The following is a 13077-nucleotide window of genomic DNA, read 5'->3' as shown; positions in this document are numbered from 1 at the left end:
TGAGCACCGGAATCCGCCGCGCGAGCGGCCCGGCGAGGAACCTCTCGCCGAGACACCCCACTAGAGTGACCCGACGATGACGACTTCACTTCCCGGCGGCGCGCGGATGGCCCGGCTCGCCACCCTGCGACGCGCCGCGGGACTGCTGAACGACTTCCGCTACGAACAATCCGATCCCGCGCGCTTCTACGGCGCGCTCGCCGGCGACACCGCGGACATGGTCGAGGCGTTCGTCCCCGACATGGGCGGATCTGTGGTCCTCGACGTGGGCGGCGGTCCCGGATACTTCGCCGACGCCTTCCGGGCCCGCGGCGCGCACTACGTCTCCGTCGAACCCGATCCCGCCGAGATGCATGCCGGTGGGCTCGAGCATCGCGGATCGGTCCGCGGCTCCGGCCAGGCCCTGCCCTTCGCCGACGGATGCGTCGACGTCTGCCTGTCGTCGAACGTCGTCGAGCACACACCGACGCCGTGGGAGATGGCCGACGAGATGCTGCGGGTGACGCGTCCCGGCGGCGTCGTCATCATCAGCTACACACTGTGGTGGGGACCGTTCGGTGGTCACGAGATGGGCCTGACGCACTATCTCGGCGGCCATCGGGCGGCCCGGCTGTACACCCAACGCCACGGTCATCCACCCAAGAACCTGTACGGCACATCGCTGTTCGCGGTCTCCGCCGCCGACGGGCTGCGCTGGGCCCGATCCGCGACCGGAACCGGGCGCGCCGACCTCGTCGCGGCATTCCCCCGCTACATCCCGCGCTGGATGTGGTGGGTCATGCGCGTGCCGGTGCTCCGGGACGTCCTCGGCACCAACTTGGTGCTCGTCCTGCGTCGACTTTGAAGTGCTCGGAGTCCGGTTGCGTCTGGCTGAGCCCACTGCTGGTTGAGCCGGGACTGAGCGAAGCGAAGCCCCGAGTCGAAGCCACCTCCGCACCCAGCGGCCTGAACTACTCGGCGGCGAGGTCCGCGGTGCAGTTGAGGGTGCCGCCCTGACTGGTGGCGGCGGCCAGCTGTTCACCGTCGGCGAGGATGGCGCACGACACCGGTCCGCGGATCACGATGGCCGACATGCTCGCGCGGGTTCCCTCGAGCTGCACCCGCTGGGACCACGGCGAGCCGATCGCCGGGATCACCGTCGGCGACCCCTGACCGCGGGTGAACGTCAGCGCGACGACGTCCCCGTTGCCGGTCAGCTGGTAGGTGATGGTCCCGGAGCGCTGCGTCGTCGTCGTGGTCGACGTCGTCTCCTCGGTGGTCGGGGTGCTCGACGACGTCGTCTCGCTCGTCGTCGCCGGATCACTCGATTCGGTGGTCGACGATGACGCCGCGCTGGTGGAGTCGCCGTCGCCAGAGCGGGTGACCAGCACGACGACGAGACCCAGGACCACGAGCGCGATCAGGGCGACCAGCGCCAGCCCGATGGTCCGGCCCTTCGACCCGGAACCGCGGGGCGGTTCACCACCGGCCGGCGCGTCGTAGGGCGAGGCACCGTAAGGCGACCCGCCGGTGTACTGGGGGTCGCCATACTGGGGTTCGGTGTAGGGACCCGGATACGGCTGTCCCGGCTGATGCGGTTCGGTGTACGGACCCGGATAGGGCTGACCGGCCTGGTGCGGTTCCGTGTAGGGACCCGGATACGGCTGCCCGGGCTGCTGCTCGGTGTAGGCCTGCGACGGCGGTGCCGACGGGTCGAAGTCCGGATCGAACTGACGGGTCTCCGGCGGGTCGTTCCGCGGATCGTTGGGATCGCCCTCTGGTGGTCGGGTCATGCGGACGATTCTGTCATCCCGGACCGGTCCCGGACCCGACCACCACGAACCTGCGTCAGATGTCGGCGATCGCCTCGAGCGGTCCGGTGCGCGCCGCGCGGACGGCCGGCCACAACGCGGCCAACACACCGACCACCGCCGACGCGATCAGCGTGATCGCGATGAGCGACCACGGGATCACCGGCGCGCCCAGGCCCCACTCGGCGAGCGTGCGGACCAACGCGACGCCGATGACGGTCCCGAGGAGCACACCCAGCACTGCGCCGAAGATCGAGATCAGCACCGATTCGAGGTAGATCGAGCGTCGCACCTGGGCTCGGATCATGCCGATCGCCCGCAACATCCCGATCTCGCGTTTGCGTTCGACCACCGACAGCGCGAGCGTGTTGATGATGCCGAGCACCGCGATCAGCAGTGCCAGCCCGAGCATCGCGTACAGCGTGCCGAGCATCTGATCGATCTGCGACGAGATCTGGCCCTTGAACTGATCCCGGTCCTGGATCTGCACCGTCAGGTAGTCCGACGTCGCATTCTCCAGATCGGTGCGCAGGGTCTCGAGGTCGGTGCCCGGCGCGGCGTTCACGAAGAGCGTGACATTGACCCGCGCGAACGGCGGAACCAGTTTCTCGTAGACGTCCGGACCCACGACCCACGGTTGCAGCGCCTCGTTGTCCGCGTAGACGCCGGCGATCGGGACCTGGACCTGCTCGCCCGTCGCGGAGGTGAACGTGACCACATCGCCGCGCTGCCAGCCGTTCGCCTTGCCGGTCCGCTCGCTGATCAGCATCCCGTCGGCGGGCAGATCCGACGACGCGCCGTCCTGCATGTCCATCACGGTCACGCTGTTCAGCGGGCCGCCGAGCGCCGAGAAACCGGTCTCCGACTTGTCGTCGACCTTGGCCTGGACGATGCCGAACGACACCACCTCGGCGACGCCGGGGACACCGTCGATCGCGCCGGTCACCGCGGGCGGCAGCGGCGACTGGTTGGTGCCGGCCACGATGTAGTCGGCCGTGATGCCGGCGTCGACGGCATCGTCGACGGTGCCCTTGAACGACTGACCCAGGGTGCCGATGATCGCGACCAGCATCAGTCCGAGGGTGAGTGCGAAGGCCGTTGCGGCAGAACGCCGCGGGTTGCGGACGGCGTTGGTCCGCGCCAGACGCCCGATCATGCCGAAGGGCGCGCCGATGACCCGGCCGAGCGCGCCGACGAACGGGCGGGCGATCGCCGGGCCGATGAGGACGGCCGACAGGACGGCACCCGCGGCGCCGGCACCGACCGTGACCGCCGGGCCGGTCCCCTCGCCCATCGCGCCGATGACGATCGCGGCGATCGACGCGACGCCGATGACCGCGCCGAGGATCGTGCGATTGCGCAACGAGGCCGACCCCTCGGCGGCCGACGCACGCATCGCCTCGACCGGCGGCACCCGTGCGGCTCGAGCCGCCGGCACCCACGCGCTGATCATCGTCACCACGACGCCGACCAGGATGCCGGCGAGGATCGCGTCCGGACCCACGGCCAGCTCACCGTCGGGCAGGCCCGACGTGGCGCTCGTGATCGCCTTCAGCGCGGCGGCCAGCCCGATGCCGATGGCGAGGCCGAGCGCACCGCCGAGGACGCCCACGACGAAGGCCTCGAACAGCACCGACCGCGACACCTGGCGCTGGCTCGCGCCGACCGCCCGGAGAAGCGCGAACTCACGGTTCCGCTGCGCGACGATCATCGAGAAGGTGTTGTAGATGATGAACGTGCCGACGACCAGACCGATCGCGGCGAACGCCAGCAGAATGTACTGGAAGATCTGCAGGAACTCGTTGACCTGCGCCTTCTGGTCCTCGCGGACCTGGTCGCCGGTGCGGACGTCGTAGAGATCGGCGTCGGCGCCGAGCGCGGAGATGATCCGTTCCTGCAACTGTTCCGGGGTGACCCCGGCGACGGCCGACATGTCGACGACGCCGACGTGCTCACCGTCGGTGAACAGGCGGGCCGACGTCGCGGCGTCGAACTGGGCGTTCACGTAACCACCCGTCGAGCTGGGCGCGTCGACGAGGCCGACGACGGTGACCTCGAGCGGCTCCGAGTTGCCCTGCCCGACGACGATCTTCGTCTTCGACCCGACCTTCAGCCCCGCGGCCTCGGCCGCCGAGGTGTTCAAGACGATCTCGCCGGCGTTCTCGGGGCCGCGTCCACCCGGCAGAATCCGCGACTCGTCCGGGTCCAGCGCCTCCGCCGGCGGGATGTAAGTGCTGCCCACGCTCGGAGCGCCACCGGTCTGGATGGCCTTGCCGTCGGAGTCGGCGACCGTGACCAGGCCGTTGTTGTTGACGACGAGTTTGTCGATGCCGAACTGGGCACGCTGGTCGCGGAGCTGGTCCACGATCGTGTTCGGCACACCCGGCGACTGCCGGTCGGCCGGGGTCACCTCGACCGCGACACCCTGCGCCGCACTGTCGAAGATGTCGTTGAAGGCCTTCGAGATGGACCCGGTGAACACGATGGACCCGGCCACGAACGAGGTGCCGAGGACGATCGAGAAGAGGGTGAGGAACAGCCGGAGCTTGTGGGCGCGCAGGTTCCGTAGCGAGACCCGGCGCATCACCGTGGAGGACGCCACGGCTCAGAGCGCTTCGGCGGTGTCGGGCGCAGGAACGTTGTCGAGGTTCTTCATGACCTCGAAGACATCGTCGGCCGACGGCCGGGACAGCTCCTGCACGATCTGGCCGTCGGCCAGGAACACCACTCGATCGGCGTACGACGCCGCGCGCGGATCGTGGGTCACGATGACGACGGTCTGCTTGAACTCGTCGGTCGCCGCCCGCAGGATCGAGAGAACCTCGCCCGAGGAGCGGGAGTCCAGGTTGCCCGTCGGCTCGTCGCCGAAGATGATCGACGGCTTGCCGATCAGCGCACGGGCACAGGCCACGCGCTGCTGCTGACCACCGGACAGTTCACTCGGCAGATGTCCGAGCCGGTCGGTGATCCCGAGCCGGGCCACCACGGCGTCGAACCACTCGGTGTCGACGGTGCGGCCGGCGATGTCGACCGGCAGTGTGATGTTCTCCTTGGCCGTCAGCGTCGGCACGAGGTTGAACGCCTGGAACACGAAGCCGATGCGGTCGCGACGCAGCATCGTCATCGCCTTGTCCGACAACGCGGTGAGATCGGTGTCGCCGATGAACACCTTGCCGTCGCTCGCGACGTCGAGACCGGCGAGGCAGTGCATCAGGGTGGATTTGCCCGACCCCGACGGCCCCATGATGGCGGTGAACTCGCCCTCCCGGAACGAGATGGAGACGTTCTTCAGGGCCTCGACGGCGGTGTCGCCGACGCCGTACCGCTTGGAAAGGTTGTCTGCCCCGGCAGCAACCGCGTGCTTCGGCGTCCCAAAATCATCGCCACCGTCGTCTCGAGCGGCCACATCAGTCGTCGTCATGCCCTCAACGGTGCCAAATCCTGCGTCGGTTGGCCATCAGGTAACACCCTGACCCCACCCTGACGGCAGTGACGTTGGGCACTGCTGCGGCCTCTACTTCGGGATCTGGACCTCGAACGAGTGGAGGCGGTTGGGCGATCCGACGTTGTCCGACACCACGAGAAGGGTGCGGGTACGGGTCTTCGCGAACGGGTTGTCGGGATGCCAGTTACCCCAGGCGAGTCCCGACATGTTGCCGGTGAGCAGGTGCGGCGTCGCGGTGGTCGAGAAGATCCGACGCTTGGTCATCGCCTTCTCGCGTCCGCTCAGCTTCTTCTTGTTCGTCACCGAGGTGGCGCCCCGGGTCGTCGTCCAGAAGATGTTCGACAGCTTGCCCGGGCCACGTTCGAGCACGAGAAAGTCCGTCGAATTGATGGCCAGCACATCGGCGGCCACCTTGTTGGCGTCGGTGCGATAGACGAACTCGCGATTGGTCTTGCCGAAGGTCAGCAGACGGGCCGATCGTGCGGCGTCCTGCCGGAGTCCGCCGGCGGTCAGGACGCTGACCTGACCCTGGGGTCCGACAGCCACGCCGGTGAGTCCGCGCTGACCTGCCAGACCCGACTTCGACGACGGGCGCCACACCGACGGGAGCGGCAGGTCGCGGAGGACCTGTCCGATGGGCCCGATCTGCCGGACGAACTGGTTGTTGCCGCCGCTGACGACGGTGTAACCGCCCGCGGACTGACGGATGCCCTCGAACTGGGCCTGTCCGGGCAGCAACGGGAAGAACCACGGGCCGAGGACCGTGCCGCCGCCGTTGATCCGCGGCTGCCCGGTGAAGGACGCGGTGACGGAGGTGTACCCGATCGACGCCGTGAAGAAGCGAGCCGGGAGCACGTCCTCGGCGATCATCACGTAGTTGCCGTTACCGGTCCGATCGATGCCGGAGATCCGGTTGACGGTGGGAAGCCCGTTCCCGATCGTCGTCGAATCCGTGAAGAACGCCGTGACCCCGGCCCCGGAAGACGGTGTCGCCGAAGCCGGTTGGACCGCGACCGACGACGCCAGTCCCAGCGCGCAGGCAGCGGCGACCGAGGCGCCCCACAGACGTAGTTTCATGAGGGGCACGATACCTCAACCGTCACTTCAGACCCATCCGTACGTTCAGCCCCGGAACCGCGCAGCAAGGCCGCGTCAGGCCAGGCGCTGCTTCAGACCGTCGAGCTCGTCGCGCAACGAGCTCGGCAGCTTCTCGCCGACGAAGTCGAACAGCTCCTCGATGGACGGGATCTCCTCGCGCCACTCGTCGGGATTGAAGGCGAGCGCCTCCGCGACGTCCTCCGCAGGCACGTCCAGACCGCTGACGTCGATCGACTCCGGCTTCGCGACGATGCCGATGGGGGTCTCGACACCCTCGGCCTCACCCTCGATGCGCTCGATGATCCACTTCAGCACGCGGCTGTTCTCGCCGAATCCGGGCCACAGGAAGCGCTTGTCGTCGCCCCGACGGAACCAGTTGACGTAGAACACCTTCGGCAGCTTCGACTCGTCGGCGTTCTTGCCGATGTTCACCCAGTGCTGCAGGTAGTCGCCGACGTGGTAGCCCATGAACGGCAGCATCGCCATCGGGTCGCGGCGCACGGTGCCGACCTTGCCCTCGGCCGCGGCGGTCTGCTCGGAGCCCACGGTGGCACCCATGAAGACACCGGTCTGCCAGTCGCGGGCCTCGGTCACCAGCGGCACCGTGGTCTTGCGGCGACCGCCGAACAGGATCGCCGAGATCGGCACGCCCTTCGGGTCATCCCACTCGTCGGCCAGCGACGGGCACTGCGAGATCGGGGTGCAGTAGCGCGAATTCGGGTGCGCGGCCTTGTGATCGGACTCCGGCGTCCAGTCGTTGCCGAGCCAATCGGTGAGGTGCGCGGGCGCCGGGCCGTCGATGTCCTCCCACCAGATGTCGCCGTCGTCGGTGCGGGCGACGTTGGTGTAGAGGGTGTTTCCGGCCTCGATGGTCTTCATCGCGTTCGGGTTCGAGTCGTAGCTGGTACCGGGAGCGACACCGAAGAAACCGAATTCGGGATTGATCGCGTACAGCCGGCCGTCCTCGCCGAAGCGCATCCAGGCGATGTCGTCGCCCACGGTCTCGGCCTTCCAGCCGGGGATCGTCGGCTGGAGCATCGCAAGGTTGGTCTTGCCACAGGCACTCGGGAACGCCGCGGCGACGTAGTACACCTTGTTCGCCGGGCTGGTCAGCTTGAGGATCAGCATGTGCTCGGCCATCCACCCCTCGTCGCGGGCGATGACCGAGGCGATGCGCAGGGCATAGCACTTCTTTCCGAGCAGCGCGTTGCCGCCGTAACCCGATCCGAACGACCAGATCTCGCGGGTCTCGGGGAAGTGGGTGATGTACTTCTCGGTGTTGCAGGGCCACGGCACGTCGGCCTGGCCGTCCTCGAGGGGCGCACCGACGGAGTGCAGCGCCTTAACGAAGAAGCCGTCCTCGCCCAGGATCTCCAGGACGCGGGGGCCGACGCGGGTCATGATCTTCATCGACAGCACGACGTACTCGGAGTCGGTGATCTCGACACCGAGCTTGGGATCGTCGGAGTCCAGCGGGCCCATGCAGAACGGGATGACGAACATCGTGCGGCCGCGCATGCTGCCGCGGTAGAGCTCGGTCATCGTCGAACGCATCTCGGCGGGATCGACCCAGTTGTTGGTCGGGCCGGCGTCCTCTTCCTTCTCCGAGCAGATGTAGGTCCGCGACTCCACGCGGGCCACGTCGGCGGGGTCGGAGTTGGCGAGGAAGGAGTTCGGCTTCTTCTCCTCGTTCAGCTTCACCAGGGTGCCGGCCTGCACGAGGTCGGCGGTCAGGCGCTCCCACTCCTCGTCACTGCCGTCGGACCACACCACCCGGTCGGGCTGGGTCAGCTCGGCGACCTCGGCCACCCAGGCCAGCAGTCCCGCGTGCTTCGTCGGAGCGCTACTCGGGTCCAGTCCGGGAATGGTGGCTGCGGTCATCGTTGGGGCCTCCTCCGAGGTGGTGGCCGCTTGAATGGCCACCTGTCAGGTCGTCTCGCGGTCAAGGATACGTCCACCGAGCGGGCGCTAGGTCACGGGGTTCGCCAGGTGCGGTCTATCCCACGCCCGACGGACAGGTGACAAAAGTCCCTGGTGATCGCACGCGCTGTCTCGGCGCGGAACGGGCCGGGTCGGGCGCCGGTCACGTGTCAGCCGATTCGTCCCGATCCGCCGGAGATCCACTGGCCGGTATCCGGGTCGAGAACCGCGGAACGGAACTCGCCGTCCGCACCGATCTCGGTGATCTTGTCGACCTGCCCGTCCCGATCGCTGTCCGTGTACACGGTAAACCCGTCGGGCCCGTTGCGGGTGAGCGAATCGTTGATGCCGTCGTTGTCGGTGTCCACCTCGGCGGGTCCGAGATCCCAGATCCGGCCGTCGTCGTGCATCCACAGGTGATCGTCGAGATCGTCGGACGCCGGTGTCTCGTGCAGTGCGGCCACCGAGTCGACCGAGTGCGGGTCGGCGCCCTCGGCCGCGCCGAACAGTGAGGCCTCCTCCGGGCGGGCCGGGTCCGGAAGGTCGTCGGGGAACATCGGGTCCATCGAGATCACTGCTTCCCGTCGTCGTGGCCGGCCCGGGCGACCCCGGCCGTTCCGTCGTTCTGTTCTCCGAAGTCCCCACGTCCCGCCGGATCGTCGGATTCTTCACCCGGGTCGTCGGGGCGGGAGGCGTCCGCCCAGAGCGATTCCGACCGCGCCACCAGCGCACGGCGGATCTCCGCCGCGCGCTCGCGACCGGTTCGTGCGTCGCGGACGCCGACCCCGCTGCGCAGTCGGCGGATCTCCTCGTCGAGCCGCGCGACGTCGGCCGCCACCTCGCGGTTCCGGCGTTCGTGTGCCCGGGCGATCTGGCCGGCGATCCGGGTCTCGGCCGCGGTGACGCGCAGGGCGAGCTGGTGGTCGAGTGTCGCCCGCGCCTCGGCGAGGAGCTCGGCGGTGCGTGCCTCGCGATCGGAACGCTCCGCGGCACCCCGCCGGACACGGATCACCCACGCCGCGACCGCGACACCGAGGATCAGGGCGAGCGGCATGCTGACCCACTGCAACGTCTGAACCGACTCCATCGGTGCGACGACGAGACGCCCCACACCCAGACCCGTCGAGGCCCCGAGGACGACCACCAACGCGTCTTCGGCGCCCGCGCGCCGCGCCCGGCCGCTCGCCCGCTCGGTGTGGAGGGGTACCGCGGGCCAGCCCTCGTCTACCGACGGCTCCGCGTCCAGGCCCACCAGGGCGGTCGACCGGACCGCGTCGACGCGCTCATCGGCACGACGACGGACGCGGTCGGCAAGGGCGGCCCAGCCGGTACGGACCCGGGCGCCGTACTCGGAATCCGCGGCGGGAGCGTGGCCGGTGGCGGACGCCGCCAGATCGCGCACCCCGGCATGCAGTTCCGCCGACGTCTGCGAACGGACGCGCGCGAGTCCGGCGCGTACCGCCGCCAACCGGTCCGGGCGTCCGCGGTCACGTGCGGCGAGTAGTTCGCGACGCGTTTCCAGAAGACCATCGACGGCAGCTTGTGCGGACGACGCCTCGTCGGCGCCGCTCGTCGGCGCGCCGAGGTAGTGCTCGACCGCCCCGAGGCCCGCCGCCAACCTTGCCCGCTCGGCGCGGAGCACGCCCGGCGCGCGAGTCGTCTCACGCAGCCAATCCACGAGGGCGTCGATCCCCGACTCGTCCACCGCACCCTCGAGGGCCGCGACCGACGACACCCCGAACAGCGGCAGCGTCGCGAACGGGTCGAGGACGGTCCGGTGGGCGCGCACGGTCCGCGGCCACTCCCAGAACGCGTCGATCTTCGTGCACACGATCGCGACGGTCCCGACCTGCGCGCGCATCTGCTCGACGAGGAGTCGTTCCTCCTCACCGACCGATGACGACGGGTCGACGACCACGATCGCCGCACCGGCCGGCGCACCCGCGCGCCCGCCCCGGGCGACGATGTCGAGGTCCGGGGCGAGCGACCGGCAGGCCTCGACCAGCGTGCGGACGCCCACCCCGTCGGTCCCGACGACCAGCACGTCGGTGCCCGCGTCGACCCCGGCGGCGTCGAAGCCGGTCAGCTCCCGCGCGGCGGCGAGTGCCGTGTCGGTCATGTGCCCGCTCCTGCCCCGGCCAGCAACCGCTCGGCACCGGCGCGGTCGACCCCCGCCGCGGCCGCCTCCTCCAACCGGGCGCGCAACTCGACCTCGCGCCAATGTCGAATCCGGTCGACCCGCTCCCCGATCGGTCCCGCGAGATCAGGAACGCCGCTGGCCTCGCGGAGCGCATGGCTCAGGGCCTCGGCGTTCGCGGCCACGGCGGAACGGGATTCGATGAGCGCGAGCGCGGTGTCGATGCCGTAGGCGTCGAGCCGGCGCAGCAACCCCTGCCGCATCATCCGTTCGTCGGAACCCGGACGTCCCACGAGGAACCGGCCGGCCATCGACGGCATGCCGACGCCCGCGGCCGCCATCGTCGCCAGCGCGGCGAACTCGGCGTCGTCGAGGTCGGCGCAGGCCAGCAACTGCGAGACCGGGTACACCGGCGTGTCCAGACGCCCGGCACACGACGCCGCCACCGCGACCGCCGCATCCCAGTCGCCGTGCGTGTCGGCCTTCCCGAGCACCACGAGCAGACGGTCGGCCGGGAGGGACGCGAAGAGTTCGCGATCGGCGCGCCGCGGCGGCCCGGCCAGGACCAGAAGCCACAGATCGGTGTCGGCGGCCCCCTGCTCGTCCTCACCGGGCCCGATCACGGTGAGCGACAGTCGTTCTCGCAGCGCACGGGCCATCGTGTCCCGACCGGTCCCGGGCCGGCCGACGACCTGGACGTGCAACGGACGGAGGAAACGCCGGCCCGCACCGACGAGGACGGGCACGAGCGGCGACACCGGGTCGACGAGGTCGACGAGTCGTCCCTGCTCGGCGGCCGTCCACAACTCGCTCCCGGCGGGCACGCCACGCCGGCCACCGTTCACCGGTGCCCCCACCGCAGCCTCCTCGCCATCCGACCCCCTGCGCTTCCCACGACCCGGGTCCACCGCACCGCCACCCCGGGCATCGGCGCACGTGAACCGCGACAGGGCCGAGAATAATAGGGATCCGGGCGAACGGCGGAGACGGCTCCACATCCCCTCGCGGGGCCGAACGGATCCGCGTCCGCGCCGCTGGCGCCCGGGCCGCCGTTCCCCCGCGACTTCGCCACGACGGCACGATGCGCAACGATGGACGCGTGAACAACAGCCCCGACAGGTCCCGGTTGTACCCCCGCGTGACGAGCTTCCGCTTCCGCCGCGGCACGCTGACGACCGGTCAGCAGCGCAACTGGGAGACCCTGTGGCCGGTGCTGGGCCGCGACCTCGAGATCGGGCCGGAGCGGGTCCCGGAGCCGCCACTCGAACTCACCGAATTGTTCGGACGCGAGGCCCCGAAGGTCCTCGAGATCGGCAGCGGTACCGGCATCTCGACCGCCGCGATGGCCGAGGCCGAACCGGATGTGGACGTCGTGGCCGTCGAGGTCTACAAGCCGGGCCTGGCCCAGCTCCTCGGCCTCGTCGACCGCAACGGCCTGACCAACGTCCGCCTGATCCGCGGCGACGCGGCCATCGTCCTCACCGAGCTCATCCCGTCGTCGAGCCTCACCGGTGTGCGGCTGTTCTTCCCCGACCCGTGGCCCAAATCGCGTCACCACAAGCGACGCTTCGTCCAGACCGGCACACTGGAACTGATCGCGGACCGGCTCGTCCCGGGCGGGGTGCTGCACATCGCGACCGATCACGCCGGTTATGCGGAGTGGATCGCGGAGGCGCTCGCCACCCAGGACGCCGACCGCCCCCACGTCGTGCAGTTGACGCGGGAGTCGCCGATCTCGCTGCAGCGGCCGACGACGAAGTTCGAGGGACGCGCGGAGCGAGAGGGCCGCTACGTCAGCGAGTTCGTCTACACGCGGCCCATCCCGCCGGCCACCTCGACCGGCGACACCCCGACGGGAGCCCGCCATGAGTGACCACAGCCCGACCGGCTTCGCCGACACCATCTCCGGCCAGACGGGGACGCGCCGCATGCTGCTGGTGTGGGACGCACCCAACATGGACATGGGCCTCGGCGCCCTGCTCGGCGGACGCCCCACCGCCGCGCACCGTCCCCGGTTCGACGCCCTGGGCCGGTGGCTGCTGCAGCGGACCGCAGATGTGTCCGCTCTCACCGACGCAGGCGGCGCGATCGAGCCCGAGGCCACCGTGTTCACCAACATAGCCCCTGGTAGCGCCGACGTAGTCCGGCCGTGGGTGGACGCTCTCCGTAATGTCGGTTTCGCCGTGTTCGCCAAGCCGAAGCTGTCCGACGACAGCGACGTCGACTCCGACATGCTCGACCACATCGAACTTCGCAGGCACACTGTTGGACTAGCCGGCGTGATCGTGGCGTCCGCCGACGGTCAGGCATTCCGCGAACCGCTGCTCGAGGTGGTCGGCGACGGGGTACCCGTCACCGTCATCGGGTTCCGCGAACACGCCAGCTGGGCACTGAGCACCGAAGAACTGGAGTTCATCGATCTCGAGGACATCCCCGGCGTGTTCCGCGAGCCACTGCCACGCATCGGCCTGGACTCCCTGCCCGACGAGGGCGCCTGGCTCACACCCTTCCGCCCGCTCAGCGCACTGTTGCGCTGACCTGCGGCGTCGTGGCCCTGCCGGGGTCGTCGGGCGGCGGTCCGCGACCCGGCATCCGACGCCGATGCGGGTGTGCCCGCGCGTGACCCCGAGGCCCACGCCTCAGGGATCACTCAGGCAACACTGTCAGGATCTTTCCGGAAACTGACA

11 protein-coding genes are annotated in these 13077 nt (G+C 69.7%); 3 read left to right on the top strand and 8 right to left on the bottom strand.

Features of this window, described 5'->3' with window-relative positions; translation table 11 throughout:
* Positions 1-76 precede the first annotated feature (76 nt).
* Entirely contained in the window at positions 77-844 is a 768-nt protein-coding gene (locus A9310_RS09390; protein WP_065630341.1) for a class I SAM-dependent methyltransferase, read from the top strand.
* Between the two features lie 106 nt (positions 845-950).
* Here the strand turns inward: A9310_RS09390 and A9310_RS09385 are convergent, their stop codons facing one another.
* The 8 genes from A9310_RS09385 to A9310_RS09350 all read right to left on the bottom strand — a co-directional run bounded on the left by A9310_RS09385 (position 951) and on the right by A9310_RS09350 (position 11247).
* On the bottom strand, positions 951-1772 hold the full coding sequence (locus A9310_RS09385) for a hypothetical protein (protein ID WP_065630340.1): 822 nt from the start codon (positions 1770-1772) through the stop codon (positions 951-953).
* 55 nt (positions 1773-1827) lie between these two features.
* Positions 1828-4374, bottom strand: coding sequence for an ABC transporter permease (locus tag A9310_RS09380; protein ID WP_065630445.1), 2547 nt, complete (start codon positions 4372-4374; stop codon positions 1828-1830).
* Between the two features lie 21 nt (positions 4375-4395).
* On the bottom strand, positions 4396-5211 hold the full coding sequence (locus tag A9310_RS09375) for an ABC transporter ATP-binding protein (RefSeq protein ID WP_065630339.1): 816 nt from the start codon (positions 5209-5211) through the stop codon (positions 4396-4398).
* Between the two features lie 93 nt (positions 5212-5304).
* Positions 5305-6312, bottom strand: a complete 1008-nt coding sequence (locus A9310_RS09370; RefSeq protein ID WP_065630338.1) for an esterase-like activity of phytase family protein — start codon at positions 6310-6312, stop codon at positions 5305-5307.
* A 75-nt stretch (positions 6313-6387) separates the two neighbouring features.
* A complete protein-coding gene (locus A9310_RS09365; protein ID WP_065630337.1) occupies positions 6388-8214 on the bottom strand; it encodes a phosphoenolpyruvate carboxykinase (GTP) in 1827 nt (608 codons plus the stop codon).
* A gap of 209 nt (positions 8215-8423) precedes the next feature.
* Positions 8424-8819, bottom strand: coding sequence for a DUF6802 family protein (locus tag A9310_RS09360; protein WP_065630444.1), 396 nt, complete (start codon positions 8817-8819; stop codon positions 8424-8426).
* A gap of 5 nt (positions 8820-8824) precedes the next feature.
* Positions 8825-10372 carry a hypothetical protein gene (locus A9310_RS09355; RefSeq protein WP_065630336.1) on the bottom strand — a complete coding sequence of 516 codons (1548 nt, stop codon included), beginning with the start codon at positions 10370-10372 and terminating at the stop codon, positions 8825-8827.
* Positions 10369-11247: a hypothetical protein gene (locus A9310_RS09350; protein WP_065630335.1), complete on the bottom strand. Its 879-nt coding sequence runs from the start codon at positions 11245-11247 to the stop codon at positions 10369-10371. Before A9310_RS09350 ends, A9310_RS09355 begins: the two co-directional genes overlap by 4 nt.
* A 224-nt stretch (positions 11248-11471) precedes the next feature.
* Here A9310_RS09350 and trmB point away from each other — a divergent pair, with 224 nt between their 5' ends.
* Both trmB and A9310_RS09340 read left to right on the top strand, forming a co-directional pair.
* Positions 11472-12263, top strand: coding sequence for a tRNA (guanosine(46)-N7)-methyltransferase TrmB (gene trmB / locus A9310_RS09345; protein WP_065630334.1), 792 nt, complete (start codon positions 11472-11474; stop codon positions 12261-12263).
* Entirely contained in the window at positions 12256-12927 is a 672-nt protein-coding gene (locus A9310_RS09340) for an NYN domain-containing protein (protein WP_065630333.1), read from the top strand. Before trmB ends, A9310_RS09340 begins: the two co-directional genes overlap by 8 nt.
* Positions 12928-13077: the final 150 nt, after the last annotated feature.

Origin of the sequence: Gordonia sp. UCD-TK1 (assembly GCF_001691435.1) — a bacterium.
GTDB lineage: Bacteria > Actinomycetota > Actinomycetes > Mycobacteriales > Mycobacteriaceae > Gordonia > Gordonia hongkongensis.
This window is presented reverse-complemented; position numbering and strand designations above follow the sequence as displayed.